This window comes from Pedobacter miscanthi (genome assembly GCF_003315595.1).
GTDB classification, from domain to species: Bacteria; Bacteroidota; Bacteroidia; order Sphingobacteriales; family Sphingobacteriaceae; genus Pedobacter; species Pedobacter miscanthi.
Genome location: NZ_QNQU01000001.1, coordinates 280,889 through 305,804 on the forward strand (window position 1 = coordinate 280,889; position 24,916 = coordinate 305,804).

Sequence of the window (24,916 nt, forward strand, 5' to 3'; positions counted from 1 at the left end):
GATATGAGTGCAGAGCGATATAACAGACAGCTGATTCTAAAAGGATTTGGTGAGGAAGCACAACAGCAGCTTTTAAAGGCAAAAGTATTGGTAATCGGTGCCGGTGGCTTGGGCTGTCCCGCCCTGCAATACCTCGCAGCTGCCGGAATTGGCCATATCGGTATTGTGGATGATGATACCATTTCGCTATCCAACCTCCACAGGCAGATATTATTTACCACGGCCGATATCGGAAAACTGAAAGTAGAGGTTGCAGCTAAACGTTTGCAGGAAATGAACACCCAGATAGGGATTATCCGCCACCCTATCCGTTTACAGCAGAACAACATCCTCGATATCATTTCAAGATATGACTATATACTGGATGGCACCGATAATTTCGAATCGAGGTATCTGATTAACGATGCCTGTGCCCTACTCAACAAACCGCTTATTTTTGCCGCAGTTGCCGGTTTTGAAGGTCAGCTGGCCATATTTAATGTGCCCGATCACCTTACACCCAGCACCAATTACCGCGATCTTTTCCCAATTCCCCCCGATAAAGGAGAAATACCGAACTGTGCCGAAAATGGTGTTATCGGTGTATTACCCGGGATAATAGGAAGCATGGCGGCGGCAGAAATTATTAAACTTGTGGCCAAAATCGGACAGCCGCTCACCAATAAAATATTAAATTACAACTTACTTACACAAGAACAATATACCATCAACATCAGTAACGGAAGCGATTATACCTTACCCAGAACGGTTGATGAATTTTTAAATATGGAATATCAGGATACCAGCGAAGGACCACAGGGATATGTAGAAATTGATGCCAGCGAACTGGTTAAACTGCAACAGACCGAATCGACCATTTTAATCGATGTGCGCGAAAGACACGAAGTACCCCTATTAGACAAGCAGATTTACACACAGGTACCTATGTCGGAGTTTAGCGCATTTTTAAGCAAGGAGTTTTACCAGAAACACGTGGTTTTAATCTGCCAGCATGGGATTAGAAGTGTTGCCGCTGCCGAAGCCCTGCAGGAAAAATACGGTGCTGCCAAAAAGATTTACAGCTTAAAAGGTGGCATTGTAAAATGGAGAGATCACTTTTTAAGATCATAACATGGGCGAAAAAAAAGTTAAAAATATATTTGTTAACGGAGCAATTACACCTGCTTTTATAGCCGATAGCATTGCAAAGCACAGCAGTAAAACAGCCATCGGCGGACACAGTATTTTTATGGGTCAGGTGCGCAAAGATGAAATTGCGGGTAAATTTGTTGCCGCAATAGAATACACGGCTTATGAAGAACTTGCACTCGAAAAAATGCACCAGATCAGGGAAGCTATTTTCGAAAAATATCCGCTTAACTGCATGCACATTTACCACAGTTTGGGCACGGTGAAAACAGGCGAAATCTGCCTTTTTGTTTTCACTTCGTCTGCACACCGTAAACCTGCAATAGAAGCCTGTAGCGAAGTGGTAGACCGTTTAAAAGCCGAATTACCAATCTGGGGTAAAGAAATATTCGAAGACGAAACACATCAGTGGAAAGAAAACACATAACATGGTAAACATCACCAAAAAATCCAGCACCCTGCGCATTGCTGTTGCCACCGCTACAGTAAAAGTATCGAAGCAGGAAACCATCGATGCTATTGAACAACGCAAAATACCTAAAGGCGATGTATTTGAGTTTGCTCGTGCAGCAGGATTATTCGGTGTTAAAAAAACCAGCGATGTAATTCCCGATTGCCACCCGCTGCCTATCGAATATACTGGTATTACCTACGAAATTGCGGGTTTAACCATCATCATTACCGTTGAAGTGCATACCATTTATAAAACCGGTGTAGAAGTTGAAGCCATGCATGGTGCTTCGGTTACGGCTTTAACGATGTACGATATGTTAAAACCGATTGATAAAGGGGTAGAAATCGAAAATATCAGGTTACTCAAAAAGTCAGGTGGTAAATCTGATCTTAAAAATGCCAGATTCCCTGAAATTAAAGCTGCCGTTGTAGTATGTTCTGATTCTGTTTTCGAAAACAAAGCGCAGGATACTTCCGGGAAGGCCATTATTTCCCGTTTGGAACAGTGGGAGATTAATGTAACTCAATATGATGTAGTGCCTGATGAGATTAACGTGATCGGGGATAAAGCAACCGAATTAAGTAAAAATGGTTACCAGCTGCTTATTTTTACCGGTGGCACCGGACTTTCGCCACGCGACGTTACGCCAGAAGCCATTGCACCTTTAATTGATCGCAATATTGAAGGCATTATGGAAACGGCCCGGCGTTACGGACAGGAACGCATGCCTTATGCGATGCTTTCGCGCGGTATAGCAGGTTTTATAGGCGAAACATTGGTATTAACCTTTCCTGGTTCGAAAAGTGGTGTTGAGGAAAGTATAGATGCCTTATTTCCTCAGATATTACATTTGTTTAAAGTTGTTAAAGGGGGAAAACATTAAATTTGTTAGTCGGGATTTGCAATCCCGACTGATCTGTCATTCTGAATGTAGTGAATAACCCAAAGGCTCTTCAGCTACCAGGCTTTAATTATAACCACACCCGATTACAAATCCGGAGATCAATGATCAGGATCGCAGATCCTGACCAACATTGCTGCTAGTCGGGATTTACAATCCCGACTCAAGAACTAAGGATTTATAATCCTTTTCGCAATGTTTTGAAATTATAAAGCGAATTACAAATCCGGAGATCAATGGTCAAGATCGCAGATCCTGACCAACATTACGCTAGTCGGGATTTGCAATCCCGACTCGAGAACTAAGGATTTATAATCTTTCGCAAGGTTTTGAAATTATAAAGCGAATTACAAATCCGGAGATCAATGATCAGGATCATAGATTCTGACCACTACAAATGTCAACAAATATTAAATCTAAACAACAAAAATCTCTTTTGCGGTAAAAAATTATGTCTTATTTTTGCCGGATGTCGTCTAAATACAAAACCTTATATTTCTTCCAGAATACCGATACTGCTATCTTAGAAATCCAGCGTCTTGATCTGCCCGACAATGCAGATGCAGAGGCAAAATACCACTGGCTTTATTACGATAAACTTACAGGTTCTTTGATTAAATTATGGTTCAGATCGATGGATTCTTCTACTGAAATTGAAGAACGTTACTTTGAACAGGGTTATCTGAAGTTCAATAAAACAGAGGCTACATACATCGAAAAGCACAATTCTTCGCAACAGAAGCTCAATAACATGGGCAATAGAGCACTAAGTGAAGACATAAGCGCATTACTTGAAAATTACCTGAAATAATTTAAGCCATTTCTGGTAATTCCGATTCGAGTATGGTTTTACTTAACGGATACCTTGAAGCATGAAAGGTTTTAAGTAAATCGCAAAAACCCGGATACCATTCCTGACTTTGCATATTTTCTAAGAGCTGTGTGCACGAAAGTACATCGGCATCGGCCTGGTTGAGTGCTTTTGCCACATAGTTTACCACATCCCATATACCATCCGTCATAAAAAACCGGAAAGTAGATAAAATTGCCGACCATTGCACTTTTTTAGCCTGTAACAGGAAAAACCTCGAAACCGGACTACATAAACGTTTAAAAGCCATATAATCGTCTTCAGCACCTGCCAGATCTAAAAGTTCATCGCTGTAAGGTAGATTCAGGATTTCTGCAACTATTTTATCGAGACCATGGAGGTAAATGCTCCCTGCGCAGATAGAAGATATCGACACCAGAGAAAGATGATCATATATTTCCTGATGCATTTTTAATTTCCCGTTACGTACAAACACAAGTCCGCCTTTTTTAGCATTACCACCCTGGGCATTCATGGCCGACAAACTCAGAAGCTCAAATTCGGTGGCAAAGTTTAATGCCATCACAAACTGCGCCGCAGCCATAAAGGTACCCCGATCAAGTGTTTTGTTATTGCTAACAGGTTCCTGAATTGAAAAAATAGAAAGTTGCAAAAATCTTAATTTGTTTGGTTCCGGCCGAGTAGATCGACTTAACAAAAATAAAAATCCAATCCACAAAACAACTATCAGAAACGTTGTTGAGGTGCCTTAAAGTGGTAATCAATTAGAAATGAGAAAGAAATTTTTTCAACCTTTTTGTTCACTAATCAATGTATCGGCTAATACTTAAATTTAGGCAAAAAAAAAGCAGGACTAAATCCTGCTCAAAATCTTTTGGGGAAGAATTAAACAACTCTTACTTTCACTGCATTAAGGCCTTTTTTGCCTTCTTGAACTTCGTATTCAACTGTATCATTTTCTCTGATTTCGTCAATCAGGCCTGATGCATGCACAAAAATCTCAGATCCGCTATCTTCTTTAATGAAGCCAAAGCCTTTTTCTGAGTTAAAAAATTTTACTGTTCCGTTTTTCATTATACTGGATGTTTTTAAATTAAAAACCAAAAATAGGATTAAAACCCAAAAACCAAAATAACTGGCAAACAAAATTGAGTTTACGGCAAAAAAAAATTTAAAACAGCAAAATTTGAAGCTATTATGATGAATTCCGCTGGGTAAGCGACGAGTACCAATTGATGGGGTGCGACCTTAAATTCATTCCGTCACTCTCAACATGGTAAAGGATTATGGGCATGGTAAAATCTACAAAACGCTCTACCTGGCGGGAAAGTTTACCCAGAAAATCCATACTTGATATCCCTTCCTTTAAATGAACGTAAATCACACTTCCTGTTTTAAATTCAAAGCGTTCTACCACCCCTGGCCATTCTGCTTTTATCCTGGTAAGGAAAGCTTTGATTTTGGTTTCTTCTTTTAGGTTTTCCATAAGCTTATCAGGTTTTTATGAATATATGCTAATTTATAAAATTATTCCAGAGAAGATTAAATGTAACAGTACCTATACAATTATGGATGGAAAATGTAAGATGGGTGATTAGAGATGGATGATGTGAGATGGAAAATGGATGATGTAAAGATTGTTTCAACTTAAATTCCGTGTTTTCTATATTGCTATGGAAATCCAATTCCTGCGATTCGTCACCCTGAACTTGTTTCAGGGTCTGACATGTAAGATAAATCTCTCTTCCCGAATATTCAGGACGTTCTAGTTGAGATGATCGCGATTTTGTTAATTTGCCTCCATCAGCGGAATCCAAGGGTAGCCACGGATGCACGGATTAACACGGAAAGTTTACTGCAACTTGTCACCCTGAGCGGAGTCGAAGGGTATTTTGCAAAGATTATTTAAACAAATTTTATTGATAGTGGATGGTAACCATAAAAGATTCTTCACCAGTTTCGAATGACAACAGAAAAGTAAAAAAGCCCTTCAATCCTGAGAGGGCTTTTTCATAGTCGTCTATCCCTATAAGTAGGAATCCAAAACTAAAAAATGAGTTTAATATTTTAAGGGGTTGAATAAACTGAACAGAAAAAAATTTCAGTTTAATTCATATTCGTTTTTCGCCCTTTAATGGCATTTAAACGACTATAACTGTTCATTACTCTACTCCTTTTGCATTTACTGGAATTACATACAAAGATTTTGAAGCGGTAATAAAGAGCTTATTTCTGTCTTTTCCACCGAAACAAATGTTACCGCACCAGTTTTCGGGCACATCGATATGACCGATTTTTTCTCCCGTTGGTTTATAAATATTCACGCCTTTTCCGGTTACATAAATATTTCCGTTGCTATCCAAAGTCATCCCGTCAGAGTTTTGATCAAGGATAAGCTGCCTGTCTGATAATTTTGCATCTGCACCAATGGTATAACGGTAAGTTTTATTGGCATTCATATCTGCTACATATAAAAATTTCCCGTCAGGGGTACCCACAATGCCATTAGGTTTAATAATGTCATCTGCCACAATAACGGCTTCTTTCTTCCCTTTTGGAAGATAATAAACCTTTTGTCCTTCTATTTCAGGCGATTTCCTTGTCCAGTAATCACGCTGATAGTATGGATCGGTAAAATAGATCCCCCCTTTAGCATCCAGCCAGATATCGTTTGGTCCGTTTACTTTTTTGCCCTCATAATCGCTGAAGAGCACGGTTATCTTTTTGTTTTTATCGATAGACCAGATTTGGTTATTTTCGTCGGCACAAACAATCAGGTTACCTTTTTTATCAAAATAGGTGCCGTTAGCCCTGCCCGATTTATCCATATACAAACTCAGTTTACCATCTACACTATATTTCCAGATTTTATCGTTCGGCTGGTCCGTAAAAAAAACATTCCCTTTTTTATCAACAGATGCACCTTCTGTAAATTTAAATTCCGAAGAAATTAATTTTAAACTATCCTGAACAAAAAGTGGTTGCCCTGCACCTTGTGCAAAAGAGGCCATACTAAAGGCAGAAAATGCCAGCGCGAAGAAATATTTTTTCATTTGTGTTTTATAATTTGATTAGACCTCGCAGGTTTGAACTGATAATTTTAGACCTCGCAGGTTTTAAAAACCTGCGAGGTCTGTAAAGATATTAACTTACCCGTTTTCCTTTCAGTAACATATTTAATGCATCGTTCAGCGTGCCTGCTTTTTGTACTTCACCTTCATTTACAAAATAAATTTCGTCGGCATTTTCGATGGTATTTAAACGGTGGGCGATAATAACCAATGTAGTCTCTTTCGAAAGTTTATTTAAAATACTACCCAAAAGCTGTTCAGTTATGGTATCGATATTTGCCGTAGCTTCATCAAGAATCAGGAGTTCAGGATTGCGTAAAACTGCACGCATAAAAGCAATCAGTTGTTTTTGCCCTAAACTGATACTATCCGATCCGGAAGTGATCTGTGTGTTCAATCCTTCATCAAATATAGCCAGAAGTGCATTGAGGTTAGCTTCTTCTATTATTTTTTCCAGTTCGGCATCGCTAACATCTTTATATTGGCTATTGCCATACAGGATATTTTCTTTAACCGTTCCTGTAAATAAAAATGGCTCCTGCAGAATAAAACCTATCTTTTGCGTCCTTTCTTCTGCCGAAAACGAACGGATATCTTTCCCATTTAATAAAACCGTTCCCTTTGTGGCATCGTACAAACGTGAGATCAAAGAAGCCGTTGTGGTTTTTCCACCACCTGTAGGGCCGATCAATGCATAAGTTTTGCCTTTTTCGAACCTTAAATTGATATTATGGAGGATCTCTTTACTGTCGTCATAAGAGAAATGAACGTTTTTAAATTCCAGTAAGGCATCAGAAGTTTCGTTACTGTTTACCTCAATCTGTTTTAAATTGCTTTCTAAATTTAAAATCTGCGAAATCCTGTCCCAACCGGCCATCGCCACCTGAAAACTTGTCCAAAGTGCCGCCAGCTGCCTTAACGGGTTGTAAAAATTGGTTGTGTAAGAAATATAACTCACTAACAAACCAAGGGTAAAATTACCGGTAGAAATTAAATAAATACCAAACAACAAGGTAATCAGCTGTGCTATGCTTGATAAAAGGCCATAAACCGGCACAAAAATATTGTTGGCTAAACCTGCACCAATAGCAGTTTTATAATTTTGAGTATTGGCTTCATCAAAACGTTTTCTAAAATAATCACGACGGTTAAATGCAATAATCACTTTGAAATTATTCAGGCTTTCCTGAATTTCGGCACTCATTCCACCCACACTTTTTAAGTTTTTCGCATTTTTTCCTTTTACCCATGGCGATAAAGCCATTGTAAAAAGCACAATCGCAACTGCAGGGGTTAATGTAGCGGCTCCAAGCTCAATATTGATCGAAAGAAGAAAAATCCCTGCACCAATCATGGTTACAATACTGCCGATAAACTGCATTAGCGATTGCGAGAAAAACTGGTTCAGTTTATCTGTGTCGTTATTTACCCTCGATATCAGATCGCCAGCTTTATTCTGGTTAAAAAACGAGACAGGCAGTTCCTGTAATTTATTAAAGATGGCATTACGTAAAGTATAGAGCATTCTTTGCCCTACTCCGCCCATTAAACGGGTTTGTGTATAACCGGTAACCATGGCGATCATGTACATTATCAATAAAATTCCTCCAAAAAAAAGCACACCATGGAACTGTTTGGTACGGATGTAGGTATCCACAGTATGGCCTACTAATAACGGCCCTAAAAGCAGTAAACCCGAATTTACCAAAATGGCTATCAATGCCAGCCAAAGGTTCCGTCGTTCGGCAGATATTAATTTCAGCAGGCTTTTAAGTGCTTTATAAGTCGATTGCTTTTCCTGCCCGGTGTTAAGCTGGTTAAGATTGTAGTTCATAATTACTGGTGCTCTGTTGTGAATTGTAAATCTGAACATATTCAGGACTGCTTTTTAACAGTTCCTGATGGGTTCCTTCTGCAATAATTTCACCCTGCATCAGCAGGATCACTTTGTCGTAATGTTCAACAGAAGCTATTTTCTGGGTAATGGAAAGTAAAGTTAAACCGGGATAATTCTGCTGGATATTCTCCAAAATCCTTTTCTCGGTATTGGTATCAACACGGGCGGTAAAATCATCGAGCAATAAAATTTTTGGATTTACAGCTAAAGCCCTGGCCAGCATAATCCGCTGTTTTTGTCCGCCGGATAAACTGTTTCCGCGTTCGGAAATAATGGTATTCAACTGATCCGGCAAGGCATCCACAAAATCTTTCAACTCAGCCGTGGCAATGGCTTTAGCCAGAGATTCATCGGTAACGGTATCGCTGAAGGCAATATTCTCCCTGATGCTCATATTAAACATGATACTGTCCTGAAACACAAACCCAACCTGTTGATGGAAATCTTCCTGTTTGTACTGTTTAATTTTCTGACCATCGTACAATACCGATCCGGCATCGGCATCAATTAAACCTGTTAAAATATATAACAATTGTGTTTTACCCGCAGCCGTAGGGCCGATAATAGCAGTTTTAGAACCGGCTTTAGCCGTAAAAGAAACCGACTTTAAAACAGGCTTCTGCCCGAAACTTAAACTGAGGTCTTTTGCTTCCACATCACCTCTTAATGGTGTGATTAAAGTACCAGGATGCTTGATTTCCGCAGCATTCAGCACGCTTTCAATCCTTTGGTAAGATGCTGTGGCCTGTGCAATAACATTACTCATAAAACCGATTACCAAAATCGGGAAGATAATTAATGCGAGATAACTGCTAAAAGCGGTAAATTCACCTAAAGTCATCGAATTGCTAATCACAAAGTGACCGCCCAGCACCAAAATACATAAGCCGGCTAAATTTGCCGTAAAAACAATTACCGGAATAAGCGATGCAAACATGCGGAGGATGGATATCCCCAGATCCCTGGCTTTGGCATTCGCATCCATAAATTTATTGTACTCCAGCATCTGCGAATTAATTACACGGATTAAAGCCGAACCCATAATGCTTTCGCTGATTACCTTATTCAGCCAATCTATCACTTCCCTGCTCTTTTTAAAAAGTACCCTTACTTTACTTAATACATAAAAAAAGGCTCCCCCAATGATCGGTACAATAGCAATTACACATAAAGCCAGTTTCCAGTTAATCATCAGGAGCAGAATACTCGCCCCAACGATTAAAAAGATAGATGAAGCAAGGGAAACAATAGCCTGCGACACAAACATTTTGATCGAATCGGCATCGGCAGTAAGGTTGGTAAGCAGTTTTGAAGGATTGGCCTTAATGATATAAGCATGGCTCTGCCTCGAAATCTGATCAGAAAGTTTTGTTCTTAAATCTTTTGCCACACGCTCGGAAGCATAGGTTTGCACGATACTCTGCAGGTAGGTAAAAATAAAAACCAGTACAATGGCCAGCGAAAACTGAAACAGAATATGCTTTAAATCGAAGGTTTTATTGGTGTAAGAATCGATACCGCTGGCAATAATTTTTGGTAAGAGCAGGTTGATGCCGTTACTAAGCAGGGCAAAGAGGATGAGCAGGAAAATTAAGCCCCGATAATTTCCAAGTAAACTGAAAATACCTGGCTTTTTGGCTTCTTTGGTTTTTTTCATATCAATGAAGATACCTTAAATTGTAGATCCCAAATTTAGCCGAATTATTTGATATCGTTTGTAAGAAAGTTATGGTATAAAAGGTTATTCATAAATTCAAGCTGCTGGTTCAGCGCAAGGCATATATAGTCCCGGTTTTTCATCGGGCCTCCATATTGCTGCAATAAGAATTTCGATAGCTTAGTTCAAGAAAAGATGCAAGCCTTTCAGTTATGCCTTATTTGTTGTTGTTTTTATAGGCAGGTATGCTTTCGCTGTGCTCAGGTTTGATCCCTTTTTCATCAGGGAAAAAGGATAGCCCCGATGGCTATGAGCCGAGAAAAGCCAATTACGCAAAAGTCTCTTTAAAATCACCATCCCCCCTCTCCAAAATCATCAAAATCCTTTACCTCTGAAAGTTTCGCCAGCCCCTCTAGCGAAATATCTGTCCATTTTTCTTCAAAAACCTCATCGCCACCACTTGCCTGCTCATTTGTATTGTTTTTCTCGAGGCGGCGTTTGGTTAGGAAATTAATGCTGACTTCACGGTCTACCCTCGGTCCGGTGTTATTGCTGGCATCGTAACCGATCAGTTCAAAATCATTCTTTCCGTATCTAAACGTATACTTCCAGTAACCGTAACGCCCATGAGCATAGTGAATATACAATTTACCTTTTTCGATTGATACCATCAGTTCGGGGGCATAATAAACCCCGCCATCTTCATTTTCAGATGAGAAGCAGCTCAGGTTCTTCACCACTGGCTCATAATGATCTTTTTTGTTTAGCAGCACAATTAGTCCCCTGCGGTTACGATCCAATATACCACGGTCAGGATCCTTAACTATACGGTTTTTCAGTGTATTTTTAACCATTAATACACAGTCGGCCAGACCATCGCCGTTCAGGTCGCCATTTATCTGTTCAGCAAGAACATAACCCTTTGGAACAAAATTACCGGGTTCTAATTTGTTCGTTGAATTGATTGATGCCACATGATTTATATTATTGCTACTGGTATGCTGAGCAGGCTTATCGACAGCACTTTGATTTTTCTTCGCCTGTTTGCAGGAAAGCATCAGTGCAAGGCTACTTAATAATATGGCCTTAGCCAGATCGTTTTTCATGTTTGCTCGGTATCGATGATTACTGCCTGTAAAACTATTTAAAATCGTTTAGGTAAACAAGGCCTTCTCTCATCTACACCTGAACACGACCAGAGAAATGACGGCATGAGGGCAATAATGCAAAAAGTCCTCTGCACCCTGCTATCCGGCATAGGATATGAGGGAAGGAGAAAGCGTTAAAGCTTTAGCACATCCATTCAACCCAGCACAGCCCTGAGACAGCACGCCCTCCCCCATCTTTCATCGGGGGCTTGTGCTGGCGAACCAAAAAGCTTTGACGAATTTATCCGACATCAGATCCAAGCCTTGATCTTTTGTTTCTTTTGGATCAAGCCAAAAGAAAGAGCCCCTTCGGTGGCGGCGAACTGAGGCAAGCCAGAGCGTAGGGAAAAAATATACGATAGCGAGTAACTGACATTAGTGCTTAATTACACACAGATCCTTCGTGCCTCAGGATGACAGCATGCAGGGAAAGGTCGGATAAAGTATTTCCCTTTGTAATTTGGCTTCATAGATTTCTCCGCTACGGTCGAAATGACGAAATGAGCGAAAAATTATCGCGGTAGAAATTACGCGAAAAGTCCTCTGCACCCTGCTATCCGGCATAGGATATGAGGAAAGGAGATCCTTCGACTACGCTCAGGACGTTAAAGCTTTAGCACATCCATTCAATCCAGCACAGCCCTGAGACAGCACGCCCTCCCCGATCTTTCAGCGGGGGCTTGTGCTGGCGAACCAAAAAGCTTTGACGAATTTATCCGACATCAGATCCAAGCCTTGATCTTTTGTTTCTTTTGGATCAAGCCAAAAGAAAGAGCCCCTTCGGTGGCGGCGAACCGAGGCAAGCCAGAGCGGATGGAAAAAAATATACGGTAGCGAGTAACTGACATTAGTGCTTAATACACAGGGAGCCTTCGTGCCTCAGGATGACAGCATGCAGGGAAAAGCAATGACGAAGTGATTGAATGAGGCATAAAAAAACACCAGAAACATCGCGTCCCTGGTGCTAAATTTATACACAAACCTATAAAGCCCTTTGCAAGCCTTATAGGTTTAATGCAAATTAATTCCAGCCACCGCCTAACGAGCGGTACAAGCCTACCACAGCATTTAGCTGCTCTGTTTTAATAGAAGCCAGTTCCAGCTCACTCTGCAATAAATTGCCTTGCGCTGTAATTACTTCTAAATAGTTGGCTAAACCGCTTTTAAACAACAAACTTGCATTTTTAGATGCCTGTTGTAACGTTTGCGCCCGCTTTTCAGCTATGCTGTATTGTGCTTTTAACTTTTCTACTTTTGTTAACTCATCCGATACTTCGCCTACAGCGTTTAATACCGACTGACGGAATTGGATAACTGTTTTCTCACGGTCTATCTTAGCCAGTTCTAAATTGCTTTTTAACTGTCCGCGTTGAAAAATTGGTTGCGTAATACCACCCGATACCAGACCGAATAACGATGCAGGTACATTAAACCAGTTGCTTGCTTTAAAAGAGTTTACCCCTCCGCTTGCGGTAATTACCAATGATGGATATAAACTTGCTTTCGCCACACCAACCTTTGCATTCGCTACCGTTAAAGCTAACTCTGCACTTTTAATATCAGGCCTGCGGCTTAACATGGCCGAAGGAAAACCTACACTTAGGTTCTGTGGAAGAGCCATTTTATCTAAACGACTCTCACGGGTGATCGATTTTGGTAAAGTACCGATCAATACGCTCAAAGCATTTTCTTGTAAAGTTACATTCTGCTCTAATCGTGGGATCAGCTGTGCCGCAACCAGTTGTTGTGCCTGTGCCTGTTGTATCGCCAACGAAGTAACCTGACCGGCATCAAACTGTAAATTAATGATCCTTAACGTGCTGTCGCTCAGTTTCAGGTTCTTTTGGGCAATTTCCAGTTGTGCATCAAGCATCAACAGGTTATAATAACCCTGAGCAACATTACTCACCAAACGGGTTTGTACCGCTTTGCGTGCTTCCTCAGTTTGTAAAAAACTGGCTAAAGCGCCGGCTTTCTGATTGCGGATTTTGCCCCAGATATCAGCTTCCCAAACCAAACCTAAATTAGCGCTGTAATCTTCGATGTGGGTTGAGCCTGTAAACTGGTTAAGGCTTAAACCATTTAAACTGTTATCGCTCGGGCGGCTTGAGCTTGCTGCAACCTGCAATTTAAGCTCAGGCAAATAACCCAGTTTCGATTGTTTAAACAATACTTCGGCTGCATCGATATTTTTCAATGCAATCTGCATATCGTAATTTTTAACCAGAGCTGTATCAATTAAATTCTGAACAGTGAGGTCGCTGATAAAACTTTTCAAGGGCATGGTGCCAACGCTCGAAGAGTCTTGTGGTGCTGAGTTTCTGAACAGGCCTGGCACAACGTTGGGCAGGGCTGTATCTTTCGAAACCGAACATCCGCTCCAGATAAGAGCAAGGAGCAGGATGCTAACTATATTAAACCGTTTCATAAACTGCATGATTATTAACAGGTTCTTCATGGTGGTGAACAACCTCATTTGATGATTTTTTTGATATTTTTTCCTGTAAAGCCTGGAAGATTACAAAAAGTACCGGAATGATAAATAAACCTAAAATTACGCCCGATACCATACCTCCTGCGGCACCAATACTGATAGAGTGGTTACCCTGAGCCGACGGACCTGTTGCAATACTCATCGGGAATAAACCGAACACAAAGGCAAGCGATGTCATGATAATCGGCCTGATCCTTAATCTCGCTGCTTCAATGGCTGAATCAACCAGGCTCAGTCCTGCCCTTCGTCGCTGCACCGCAAACTCTACAATCAGGATGGCGTTTTTGGCCAGCAAACCGATAAGCATAATCAGTGCTACCTGTACATAAATGTTATTTTCAATACCGGTTAAACCCAATACCACAAACACACCGAATATACCTGTAGGGATTGATAAGATTACCGCCAATGGTAGGATGTAACTTTCGTACTGTGCTGATAACAAGAAGTAAACGAATACCAGACAAAGCAGGAATATCACGGTAGACTGTCCGCCTGAAGAAATTTCCTCACGTGTTTGTCCAGAGAATTCGTAAGCATATCCGGTTGGCAATTCTTCTTTTGCTGTTTCTTCAATCGCTTTAATCGCATCACCCGAGCTGAAACCAGGTTTAGGGATCGCATTTACCTCGATAGAGTTAAACAGGTTATAACGCGAAGCTGTTTCCGAACCATAAACACGGGTTAATTTAACCAGGGTACTGATTGGCACACTTTCTCCGGCTTTGTTTTTAACAAATACACGGTCAATACTTGCAGGGTCAGTTCTGTCGGCAACATCGGCCTGAACCACCACACGGTAGTATTTACCAAAGCGGTTAAAATCTGATGCCTGCGCAGTACCAAAATAAGTTTGCATGGTTTGTAAGATATCTTTCTTGCTTACGCCCAGCTGATCGGCCTTTTCATCGTTAACATCAAGCTGTAACTGAGGATAATCTGCTTTGTACGACGTAAACGCATAAGCAATAGCCGGTTTCGCCATTAACTTTCCGATAAAGTTATTTGCTACACCACTAAATTTATCCAGCCTGCCGTTGGTTTTATCCTGTAGCATAACGTTCATCGCCTCTACGTTACTAAAGCCCGGTACGGTTGGAAAACTGAATACAAAGAAGGTACCGGCAGATATAGCCGCCATTTTGGCCCTTACAATGTTCTGTATCTCATCGATATTTTTTACCGCTCCCCTTTCGTCGTTAGGTTTTAACAATAAGAAAATCTGTCCGGCCGACGGGCTGTTTGATGCTGTTAAGAAGTTATAACCTGCTAATGACATTACAAACCTTGCTGATGGCATAGCCCTCAACTCCGCTTCAGCCTGTTTTAATATCTTATTGGTATTAGCCAATGATGTTCCTGATGGAGAAGCAACCGCGATGGCCACAAAACCCTGATCTTCTGTAGGAATAAAACCGGTTTTTGTTCTGCTTACCAGAAGAACGGTAGCCGCAACAATTAATGCGAGGCCGGCCATACTGATCCATTTATTACGGATAAGCACTTTTAAGCCACCTATGTAACGGTTAGTCATATAATTGAAACCACCGTTAAAACCTGCATAAAACTTATCTACAAAACCTTTTTTAGGCGCTTTGTGTCCGTGTGCACCTGCAGCATGTTTGTTCGTTAAAAATAAAGCAGCCAGTGCAGGACTTAAAGTTAAAGCGTTAACAGCAGAAATAATGATGGCGATGGCCATGGTTAAGGCAAACTGTTTGTAAAATATACCTGTTGAACCTGTCATAAAGCCAACCGGTAAAAATACTGCCGCCATTACCAGCGTAATCGATATAATGGCCCCGGTAATTTCATTCATCGCCTGGGTAGTTGCCGCTTTAGGACTAAGCGTTGGGTCTTCTTCCATTTTGGCATGCACCGCTTCTACCACCACAATCGCATCATCTACCACAATACCAATGGCCAGTACGAGGGCGAACAGTGTTAAAAGGTTAACCGAGAAGCCGAACAGCTGCATGAAAAAGAAGGTACCAATAATCGCAACCGGAACTGCAATAGCCGGGATTAAGGTAGACCTGAAATCCTGAAGGAAAATAAATACTACGATAAATACCAGTAAAAAAGCCTCTACCAAAGTATGCTCTACCTGGTTGATCGATTCATCAAGATCGGTTTTGGTACGGTAAAACTGATTGTATTTAATACCTGCCGGGAAATCTTTTGATAGTTTTGCCAACAGTTTATCAATAGCAATCTGAATTTCGTTGGCGTTAGAGCCTGATAACTGGATTACACCAATTGTAATTCCATCGTGTCCGTTTAAACGGTTTACACTACCATAACTGTAAGCACCCAATTCAACACGGGCCACATCTTTTAAACGTAATATAGAACCATCCGAGTTAGAGCGGATAGCAATGTTCTGATATTCTTCTGGTTTGGTAAGTTTACCTTTATATTTAATAATATATTCAAATGCCTCATTACTACGTTCACCAAGCCTTCCCGGCGCTGCCTCCAGGTTTTTATCCTGAATGGCCGTAATTACTTCATTAGGTGTAATTTTGTAAGTAGCCAGTTGACTTGGGTTTAACCAGATACGCATCGAATAATCTTTGATACCGCCAAATACACTGGCCGAACCTACACCCGGGATACGTTTAAGTTCCGGAATAATATTGATTTGTGCATAGTTGTTTACAAAAACGGCATCATATTTTTTGGTATCTTCAGAGTAAACACCAATTGCACCAATAAAGCTATTCTGCTGTTTAGTTGTAGTGATACCGTATTGTACAACCTCTGCCGGTAACTGGCTTGTGGCCTGCGAAACCCGGTTCTGTACGTTAACAGCTGCCTGATCGGGGTTGGTTCCTTGCTGAAAATAAACGGTGATGGCTAAGGTACCATCGTTACTGGCGCTGGAGGTCATGTAGGTCATGTTCTCCACACCATTAATGGCTTCCTCCAGTGATGGGGTTACCGAACGTAAAATAGTTTCGGCATTGGCCCCTGGGTATACAGCGGTTACCAATACCGACGGAGGTGCGATATTAGGAAAACGCTCTAAGGGCAGTTTTGATAAGCCAAGTATACCAACTATCACCAATAGAATGGAAATAACAGTTGAAAGTACCGGCCTGTTTATAAATTTCTGAAACATGACTTTTTAGAGTTTATTGTTGTCTTAATTTTTTGTTTTTGCAACAGCCACTTTATCTGCTGCTTTTTGAGGTTGTATTACCATACCCTCCTGTAGTTTATCAACGCCACTTAATACAATCTGATCACCGGCTTTTACGCCATCTTTAACCAGGTAGTTTTCGCCGGCTTTACCAACAATGCTGATGGCTTGTTTTTTCACTTTACTGCTGTCGCCTACGGTAAATACAAATACTTTATCCTGCATTTCTACCGTTGCCGACTGAGGTACCAGAATGGCATCGTTGTGCTGTAATCCTAAGTGGATTTTACCGGTATTACCTGAGCGGAGCACACCATTTGCGTTAGGGAAACTAGCCCTCAAAGTAATGGCACCCGTGTTTTTATCAAACTGACCATCGATCATGTCGATTTTACCTTTAACCGGATAAACAGTGTTATCAGACAATAGCAATTCTACAGCTGGTAAATGTTTAATCCTGTCGGCAGGTGTTTTGCCCGGGTAGTTTGCATTAAAGTTGTTGAAGTCGTTTTCTGCAAGCGAGAAATAAACGTGCACTTCATGGATATCAGATAATTGTGTTAACGCAATCTGATCGGTTGGCGAAACCAGACTTCCCTGTTTTTTAGGGATACGGCCGATGTAACCATTTACGGTAGCCTTAACATTGGTATAACCTAAGTTAATTTGTGCCGAAGCTACACCTGCTTTAGCCTGCTCTGCATTTGCCTGTGCAATTTTAAGTGCAGTTTTTGCAGTTTTTAACTGGATATCAGAAACCACTTTGTTCTGTACCAGCGGCGATAACTTATCCACCTCAAGCTGTGCATTTAATACAGCTGCTTCTGCGGCGTGCAAACTCGCTTTTGCATTGTTTAAAGCTTCGCGGAAAGGGTTTTCATTAATTTTGAACAGGGTTTGTCCGGCAGTTACATAAGCGCCTTCGTTAACCAGCACACTTTGTAAATAGCCGCTCACCTGCGGACGTACATCGATATCAACTGCACCCTGTATAGAGGCCGGATAATCAACAAATGTAGTTTCGTTACCCGCAGTAATCGCACTTACCGGTAAAGCAGGCGGAGGTGGTGCTGCAGCCCCTTGTTGTGGAGACGACTTACAGCTGATCAAAATTATGGATAGAAGAGAAATTGTTAACAATGATTTAACACCATTAAAGCGCTTAACAGTGTTAAGCAACGGATGCAAGGGTTGTAGAGATTTCATATATTTAAATTTAATTGGAATTAACGTGTATAATAATTTAACAGTGTTAAATTACCTTGTAAAAAAAATTAACTATTTATAGATAAAGTAATGCCTTTGATGGCGTCCTTTAAAATTTGCTGGTTCAGTTCGTCGGTTGTTCTTCCGTTAGGGCGAACAAGGTTGATAGAAATTAAGCCGTGGATGATCGACCAGTAAGTGTAATACTTCATACAGATATCATCGTCGGAAACCGGTTTCTTTTCGAATAACGATTCAATTACGTCGCCTAACATACTTCCTACGTTTTCGGCTTCGGGCATTGAATTTTTAACGGTACAACAAACCATATCTACACCATACATCAGCTGATAAAATTCTTTGTGGGCAAAGGCGAAGTTCCAGTAGGCAATCCACATGGCTTCCATTTTATCTTCTGCTTTTTCGTGCTTATCCCTTGCTTCGCGGATATCTTTGGCCAACATTAAATAACCCCTTCTGGTAAGTTCCAGTAAGATGCCATCTTTGTTGGAAAAGTATTCGTAAATTATAGGTGCTGTATATTCAATCTGGTCGGCAATTTTACGCATACTCAATGCCTGCCAGCCCTCAGTTTGAACAATGTTCAGGGCTGCATCCAGAATTTTTGTTCTGGTTTCATCTTTTAAACGTAGAATTCTTTCTTTACTTCCCATGACCTGGAATATAAGGTGTAAATAATCTAACACCGTTAAGCAAATGTAGAACCAATTGCACAATTCACAATCATTCATTTGTCATAAACATTTTATTGCTTAGTTTTATCACTTATAATCATCGTTTACAGCGCTCAAATGAAGATTTTTAAATGAGTGAAATTTTTAAGAAAATATAAATCATGATTTTTCGCCCTGCAAAAATAACTGACATCGCTGCCATACAAATTGTCAGGCATACCGTAAAAGAGAACATTTTGTCAGATCCGGCATTGGTTACTGACAAAGATTGCGAAGAGTTTATTACCGAACGTGGCAAAGGATGGCTTTGTGAAGTAAATGGTGAAGTGGTCGGTTTTTCGATCGTAGATTTAAAAGAACATAATATATGGGCTTTATTCGTTAGGCCAGCGTTCGAAGGGAAAGGCATTGGCAAGGAGTTACACCGCTTAATGATGGATTGGTATTTTGAACAGACTAAAGAACCTGTTTGGTTGGGTACAGCGCCAAATACCCGTGCCGAAGAATTTTACAGCAGGCAAGGCTGGAGAAAAACAGGCACGGTAAATAAAGGCGAAGTGAAATTTGAAATGAGTTATAGGGATTGGGTAAAGCATATCCGCACTATTGACTACAGAGACACGAAGACACCAAGTGGCTAATTTCTTTGTGCCTCCGTGCCTTAGTGGTAAATTGAAAAACAGGCACAGTAAATAAAGGCGAAGTGAAATTTGAAATGAGTTACAGGGATTGGATGAAACAGCCTAAGTAATGACCACAAAGGCACGAAGACACCAAGTAGCTAATTTCTTTGTGCCTCCGTGCCTAGTGGTAAATTGAAAAACAGGCACGGTAAATAAAGGCGAAGTGAAATTTGAAATGAGTTATAGGGATTGGATGAAGCATATCCGCACTATTGACTACAAAGACACGAAGACACCAAGTGGCTAATTTCTTTGTGCCTCCGTGCCTTAGTGGTAAATTGAAAAACAGGCACAGTAAATAAAGGCGAAGTGAAATTTGAAATGAGTTACAGGGATTGGATGAAACAGCCTAAGTAATGACCACAAAGGCACGAAGACACCAAGTAGCTAATTTCTTTGTGCCTCCGTGCCTAGTGGTAAATTGAAAAACAGGCACGGTAAATAAAGGCGAAGTGAAATTTGAAATGAGTTATAGGGATTGGATAAAGCATATCCGCACTATTGACTACAGAGACACGAAGACACCAAGTGGCTAATTTCTTTGTGCCTCCGTGCCTTAGTGGTAAATTAATCTATCTAGCCATTCCAGATAAAAGGTGCTTGTTTTAAAAACATAACTCCTTGTAACTGCTCAATAATAAACTCCGCAATGTTGGCAGCGTTAATCTGATCGCCATCGCAATTAAGCAAACTTGTTCCTATTGCAGTTTGTTGGTCAGTCTGAATAATTAAAGGTAAACGGATCAAAGTCCATTCGAGACTACTTCCTGAAAGCATTTCGTATTCTTTTTGCCGGTTCGCTGTAGAAACCGGATAATTCTCATGCATCCACTGGGTAGCAAATTTGGTTTTGGCATCTTTTTCATCAAAAGACGTATCTACATTAATGCCAGTAATTACAATATAACGTTTCAGTCCTAAAGCTTTCATTGCCGTTAATATATTAGCAGCTGATTGCGTAAAGATTGTTTTTTCACTGGCAGGTTGGCCCATACCCAAGGCACTGATTACCATATCGCAGCCTTGTATAAAGGAATGTACCGTTTCTGCATCTTTAACGTCGCCTGTTACAGTTTCCAGCGAAGGATGATGGACCTGAAGTTTTTCGGGATTTCTAACAAGGGCTTTTACCCTATAGTTTTGCGCCAACAGCGCTTTTAAAATATAAGTACCAGCTTTACCCGTGGCACCAATTAAAGCAATTTTTAAATCTTGCATGATGTTCTCTTTATAAAATTTCAGAAAATAATGGTTTAGTCCCCGTTATCGGATGGATAAGGGAATTTCAGAACGGGGTTCTGTTTGGGGAATATTTTATAAAGAGATTTTAATAAGACTAATGTAAGAAAAAAAAATCGTCATCTCGACTGGAACGTCCCGAATATTCGGGAGAGAGATCTATCTCGAGACAGATTTAGCTTCGTTGAGCACTAACGTTGTTCTCGACTTCGCCACCATTGACATTACCCAGTAATTCGCTAAAAACAAGCAACTTACATGCAAATAGCATTTCCACCCAGCTAGGCCAAAGCATACATCACCGTTCACCTTAGTTCCGGCCTAACAAATTTTTCGGGTTCCACAGACCAAGCTAACATACCGGCTTCCAAAGAAAAATTTTCAGCCGGCGTTTTTGGTTCTTTTTGACGCCAAAAAGAAGGAGCCCTTCGGCGGCGGCGAGCCGAGGCAAGGTTGCGCAGTAGGGTAAAAAACTAGGATTTCGGTCGGTGTGACACCGACCGATAGAAGTAATCGTCATTGCATTAAAGGATTATTAACCACGAAGACACAAAGAACACAAAGCAATTTTTTTGGTGCCTTGCGCCTTTGTGGTAAAACATTAATCCTTAAATTTCTTCATAAAATTACTCACGCTTTCCTCTAAATTTCCATCGGCGATGGCTTTAACGAAAGCGGTGCCGATAATAGCTCCATTGGCATACGAGCAGGCTTTATCGAAAGTTTGTTTATCACTGATCCCGAAACCGATCATGGTAGGGTTTTTAAGGTTCAGGTTTTTAATTCTGCTAAAATAAGCTTCAGTGGTATTGCCCACTTCGAGGTTTTTACCTGTAGTAGCAGATGAGGATAACAGATAAATAAATCCGTTGGTTAAACCGTCTATTTTGTGGATACGCTCTTCAGCAGTTTGAGGGGTAATTAAAAAGACATTGCTCAGGTTGTGTTTTTCGAAGCAATCTTTATAAAATTCCTCATACTCTACCATTGGCAGATCGGGAACAATACAACCATCTACGCCTACTTCGGCACAGGCCTCGCAGAATTTTTCTACGCCAAACTGCAAAACAGGGTTTACATAGCCCATTAATAAAACAGGGATGCTTACTTTTTTGCGCAGATCTTTTAACTGTTCGAAAAGCAGCTGAAGTGTCATGCCCTGATCCAATGATTGTTTACTACTGGCCTGAATCACCGGCCCATCGGCAACAGGATCGGAATAAGGGAAGCCTATTTCGAGTATATCCGCGCCTGATTGCTCTAGTAATTCAGCAATTTGTAAGGTATCGCCAGTATTCGGATAACCAGCGGTATAATAAATTGATAATATATTTTTCTTCTCCTGGAAGAGTTGTTTAATACGGTTCATTTTTTTGAGATTTGAGATGCGAGATGTGAGATATGAGAACCAGGCAGTACGTCTAATATCTCATATCTAGTGTCTCATATCTATAAATTAAAATATTTGATATAGGTATCCAGATCCTTGTCGCCACGACCTGAAAGGCAAACCACTACATTTTCGCCACCTTTAAATTCCATTTTTTCTAAATAAGCCAGGGCATGTGCACTTTCGATGGCAGGAATAATTCCTTCCAGTTTTGTGCAAAGCAAACCAGCATCTAAACTTTCTTCATCAGTGATGGAAACATATTGTCCGCGGCCGGTTTTAAACAAATGCGCATGTTGCGGACCAATGCCCGGATAATCTAATCCGGCTGAAACCGAGTGAGGTTCAACTACCTGCCCGTCTGGTGTTTGCATTAAAATGCTTCTGCTACCGTGTAAAACACCTTCTTTACCCAGGTAAGTCGTTGCTGCAGAAAACCCGCTCGATACGCCTTTTCCAGCTGCTTCAACGGCAATCAGTTTAACATTTTCATCATCCATAAAATGATAGAACATTCCCATGGCGTTACTTCCACCACCAACGCAAGCCAGAACATAATCAGGCTGGTCGCTTCCGGTTTGTTCCAATAATTGTTTTTTGGTTTCTTCGGAGATAATCGATTGAAAAATCGCCACCATATCAGGATAAGGGTGCGGACCAACCACAGAACCAATAATGTAATGTGTATCAACCGGGTTATTAATCCAATCGCGCATCGCCTCGTTAGTAGCGTCTTTTAAGGTTTTGCTACCCGAACTTGCCGGAACAACTTTTGCACCCAGCATCTTCATGCGCGCAACGTTTGGTGCCTGACGTTCGATATCAACCTCTCCCATGTAAATTACACATTCAAGATTACGCAAAGCACAAACCGTTGCCGTGGCTACCCCATGCTGTCCAGCACCTGTTTCGGCGATAATCCTTTTTTTACCCAGTTTTTCGGCTAATAAAATCTGTCCGATGGTATTGTTGATCTTATGTGCCCCGGTATGGTTTAAATCTTCCCTTTTTAAGAAAATATTGGCACCATATCTTTCCGAATACCTTTTGGCAAGATATAAAGGCGAAGGACGCCCAACATAATCTTTTAACAATTGATGAAATTCCTTTTGAAAATCGGCATCATCAATAATCTTTAAATAGTTTTGACGCAATTCTTCTACGTTCGGATAAAGCATTTCGGGGATGTAAGCACCTCCAAAATCTCCGTAATATCCTTTTTCGTTTACTTTGTATTTCATATTTATTTTATTATTTCCTTTGGTTGAAACCAAAGGCTATGAATTCATTTCTTTTATAAATGCTTTAATCTTTTCTGCATCCTTCAGGCCTGGTTCGGTTTCGAAACGGCTGTTGATATCCAATGCATATAAACGCTCGTCGTTTATGTTTTTTATGGCAGGGGCATGTTCTAAATCAATTCCACCGCTTAAAAAGTAAGGTTTGGTGTAAGTATATCGGTCTAAAACAGACCAGTTAAATGTTTTTCCGGATCCGCCGTGTATTTTTGTTTTGGTATCAAAAAGAAAATAATCCACGACATCTAAATAAGGTTTTAAAGCTGAAAAATCGAAATCTTCATCTATTCCGAAAGCTTTAATTACTTCTAGAACGGGAAACGTTGATTTTAGTTCCGCACAATATTCAGGAGATTCGCTGCCATGTAACTGAACTACTTTCAGCTTTAATAAGTTTACCCTCTCCTTTACTTTTTTTAAGTCTTCATTGACGAAAACACCTACAGTTTTAATTTCTGAAGGAATGTATTTAATCAATTCTGCAGAAACCTCACTGATTACCCTGGGCGTTTTTTCATAAAAAATAAAACCCATGTAATCCGGCTGCAACTCAGCAACCGCAGCAATATTCGCTGCCAAACGCATTCCGCAAACTTTTAACTTTAACATGCCAGTAAGTTTTTGAAACTGTTTAATGCTTTTTTACCCATTAACGAGCCTTCTGCTTCGTAATAGCAATCGGCAAAAGATAGCTCAGGTTTTATGGTTTTAATGGCCAGTGCCGAATTACAAAGCACCACATTGTTCTGTACATCGGTAGCTTCGCCATTAAGTACATCCATAAATATTTTGGCCGATGATTCTACTGTATCACCACCTTTAATGGCATTAACATCCACTTTTTCGAAGCCCATATCATCAAGCGTTAAAATCTGCTCACCCCTGTTGCTAAAGGTTTTCACATCGCAGGTTAACGAAATTTCATCGTAGCCTTCTAATGCATGTACAATGGTATAACTTTTATCGGTATCCTGATATAAATAAGCATACAAACGGGCCAGTTCCAGACTAAAAACACCTACCATCTGGTATTTTGGCTGCCCGGGGTTAACCATCGGCCCCAACATATTGAAAAACGTTTTCACGCCGAGTTCCTTACGGATAGGTGCAACAATTTTCATCGCAGGGTTAAACAAAGGGGCGTGTAGAAAACAGATTCCCGCTTGATCCAGGTTACGTTTTAAAGTGTCTTCATTATTGGTAAAGGTATAACCCAGGTATTCCATCACATTCGAAGATCCGCAACCCGACGAAACGCCATAGTTCCCATGTTTAGCCACTGGGTAACCGGCACCAGCCACCACAAAAGATGATAAAGTAGAAATATTGAAGGTATCCTTTCCATCCCCCCCGGTGCCACAAAGATCAATCAGATCGTAACCCGAAAGGTTGGTTTTTACGCACATATCCAGCATCGCATCGCGGAAACCCTGCAACTCCTGCACGGTAATGTTGCGCATGGCATAAGCGGTGATAAAAGCGGCAATCTGCGAGGAATTGAAGGCACCTTCTGATATGGAGATCAGGATATTTTTCGCCTCTTCCCTACTAAAGCTCTTGTTCTCGAATAAATGGTTTAATATTTTTTTCATGTTTATTGCTCAATGTTATTTAACCACAGATGAAAAGGATGAACACGGATAAAAATCTGTGTGTATCTGTGCTCATCTGTGGCTCA

21 protein-coding genes are annotated in these 24,916 nt (G+C 40.6%); 5 read left to right on the plus strand and 16 right to left on the minus strand.

Annotated elements, in window-relative coordinates; all coding sequences use genetic code 11:
* Window positions 1–3 precede the first annotated feature (3 nt).
* The 4 genes from DRW42_RS01265 (at window position 4) to DRW42_RS01280 (ending at window position 3,294) form a co-directional block, all read left to right on the plus strand.
* Window positions 4–1,110, plus strand: a complete 1,107-nt coding sequence (locus tag DRW42_RS01265) for a HesA/MoeB/ThiF family protein (RefSeq protein WP_113947007.1) — start codon at window positions 4–6, stop codon at window positions 1,108–1,110.
* Between the two features lies 1 nt (window position 1,111).
* Complete coding sequence (locus DRW42_RS01270) at window positions 1,112–1,555, plus strand: molybdenum cofactor biosynthesis protein MoaE (protein ID WP_113947008.1); 444 nt, start codon at window positions 1,112–1,114, stop codon at window positions 1,553–1,555.
* A gap of 1 nt (window position 1,556) precedes the next feature.
* Window positions 1,557–2,465: a bifunctional molybdenum cofactor biosynthesis protein MoaC/MoaB gene (gene moaCB, locus DRW42_RS01275; RefSeq protein WP_113947009.1), complete on the plus strand. Its 909-nt coding sequence runs from the start codon at window positions 1,557–1,559 to the stop codon at window positions 2,463–2,465.
* A gap of 469 nt (window positions 2,466–2,934) precedes the next feature.
* Window positions 2,935–3,294, plus strand: a complete 360-nt coding sequence (locus DRW42_RS01280; protein WP_147243643.1) for a hypothetical protein — start codon at window positions 2,935–2,937, stop codon at window positions 3,292–3,294.
* 1 nt (window position 3,295) lies between these two features.
* Here the strand turns inward: DRW42_RS01280 and DRW42_RS01285 are convergent, their stop codons facing one another.
* The 11 genes from DRW42_RS01285 to DRW42_RS01335 all read right to left on the minus strand — a co-directional run bounded on the left by DRW42_RS01285 (window position 3,296) and on the right by DRW42_RS01335 (window position 18,607).
* Entirely contained in the window at window positions 3,296–3,967 is a 672-nt protein-coding gene (locus DRW42_RS01285) for a hypothetical protein (RefSeq protein WP_147243644.1), read from the minus strand.
* 233 nt (window positions 3,968–4,200) lie between these two features.
* Window positions 4,201–4,389: a cold-shock protein gene (locus DRW42_RS01290; RefSeq protein WP_055906587.1), complete on the minus strand. Its 189-nt coding sequence runs from the start codon at window positions 4,387–4,389 to the stop codon at window positions 4,201–4,203.
* Window positions 4,390–4,510: 121 nt separating this feature from the next.
* Complete coding sequence (locus DRW42_RS01295; RefSeq protein ID WP_113947012.1) at window positions 4,511–4,801, minus strand: hypothetical protein; 291 nt, start codon at window positions 4,799–4,801, stop codon at window positions 4,511–4,513.
* 676 nt (window positions 4,802–5,477) lie between these two features.
* Window positions 5,478–6,368 (minus strand): SMP-30/gluconolactonase/LRE family protein, encoded by an 891-nt coding sequence (locus DRW42_RS01300; RefSeq protein WP_113947013.1) that lies wholly within the window; start codon window positions 6,366–6,368, stop codon window positions 5,478–5,480.
* Between the two features lie 91 nt (window positions 6,369–6,459).
* Window positions 6,460–8,220 (minus strand): ABC transporter ATP-binding protein, encoded by a 1,761-nt coding sequence (locus DRW42_RS01305; protein ID WP_113947014.1) that lies wholly within the window; start codon window positions 8,218–8,220, stop codon window positions 6,460–6,462.
* Window positions 8,204–9,940: an ABC transporter ATP-binding protein gene (locus DRW42_RS01310; RefSeq protein WP_113947015.1), complete on the minus strand. Its 1,737-nt coding sequence runs from the start codon at window positions 9,938–9,940 to the stop codon at window positions 8,204–8,206. Before DRW42_RS01310 ends, DRW42_RS01305 begins: the two co-directional genes overlap by 17 nt.
* 350 nt (window positions 9,941–10,290) lie before the next feature.
* Entirely contained in the window at window positions 10,291–11,046 is a 756-nt protein-coding gene (locus DRW42_RS01315; RefSeq protein WP_208643468.1) for a hypothetical protein, read from the minus strand.
* Between the two features lie 1,063 nt (window positions 11,047–12,109).
* A complete protein-coding gene (locus DRW42_RS01320; protein WP_113947188.1) occupies window positions 12,110–13,516 on the minus strand; it encodes a TolC family protein in 1,407 nt (468 codons plus the stop codon).
* On the minus strand, window positions 13,503–16,706 hold the full coding sequence (locus DRW42_RS01325) for an efflux RND transporter permease subunit (RefSeq protein WP_113947016.1): 3,204 nt from the start codon (window positions 16,704–16,706) through the stop codon (window positions 13,503–13,505). Before DRW42_RS01325 ends, DRW42_RS01320 begins: the two co-directional genes overlap by 14 nt.
* Before the next feature lie 24 nt (window positions 16,707–16,730).
* Window positions 16,731–17,933, minus strand: coding sequence for an efflux RND transporter periplasmic adaptor subunit (locus tag DRW42_RS01330; protein ID WP_113947017.1), 1,203 nt, complete (start codon window positions 17,931–17,933; stop codon window positions 16,731–16,733).
* 68 nt (window positions 17,934–18,001) lie between these two features.
* Window positions 18,002–18,607, minus strand: a complete 606-nt coding sequence (locus DRW42_RS01335) for a TetR/AcrR family transcriptional regulator (RefSeq protein ID WP_113947018.1) — start codon at window positions 18,605–18,607, stop codon at window positions 18,002–18,004.
* A gap of 182 nt (window positions 18,608–18,789) precedes the next feature.
* On the opposite strand from DRW42_RS01335, the gene DRW42_RS01340 reads away from it, so the two are divergent.
* On the plus strand, window positions 18,790–19,269 hold the full coding sequence (locus DRW42_RS01340; RefSeq protein ID WP_113947019.1) for a GNAT family N-acetyltransferase: 480 nt from the start codon (window positions 18,790–18,792) through the stop codon (window positions 19,267–19,269).
* 618 nt (window positions 19,270–19,887) lie between these two features.
* On the opposite strand, the gene DRW42_RS01345 is transcribed toward DRW42_RS01340, so the two are convergent.
* The 5 genes from DRW42_RS01345 to trpD all read right to left on the minus strand — a co-directional run bounded on the left by DRW42_RS01345 (window position 19,888) and on the right by trpD (window position 24,830).
* Window positions 19,888–20,529 (minus strand): NAD(P)-dependent oxidoreductase, encoded by a 642-nt coding sequence (locus DRW42_RS01345; protein WP_113947020.1) that lies wholly within the window; start codon window positions 20,527–20,529, stop codon window positions 19,888–19,890.
* Between the two features lie 622 nt (window positions 20,530–21,151).
* The gene (trpA, locus tag DRW42_RS01350) at window positions 21,152–21,919 is read right to left on the minus strand and encodes a tryptophan synthase subunit alpha (RefSeq protein ID WP_113947021.1); all 768 of its coding nucleotides are present in this window, start codon (window positions 21,917–21,919) and stop codon (window positions 21,152–21,154) included.
* A gap of 80 nt (window positions 21,920–21,999) precedes the next feature.
* Window positions 22,000–23,181, minus strand: a complete 1,182-nt coding sequence (gene trpB, locus DRW42_RS01355) for a tryptophan synthase subunit beta (protein WP_113947189.1) — start codon at window positions 23,179–23,181, stop codon at window positions 22,000–22,002.
* A gap of 36 nt (window positions 23,182–23,217) precedes the next feature.
* On the minus strand, window positions 23,218–23,847 hold the full coding sequence (locus tag DRW42_RS01360) for a phosphoribosylanthranilate isomerase (RefSeq protein WP_244215163.1): 630 nt from the start codon (window positions 23,845–23,847) through the stop codon (window positions 23,218–23,220).
* Window positions 23,841–24,830, minus strand: a complete 990-nt coding sequence (gene trpD / locus DRW42_RS01365) for an anthranilate phosphoribosyltransferase (protein ID WP_113947023.1) — start codon at window positions 24,828–24,830, stop codon at window positions 23,841–23,843. Before trpD ends, DRW42_RS01360 begins: the two co-directional genes overlap by 7 nt.
* Window positions 24,831–24,916 lie beyond the last annotated feature (86 nt).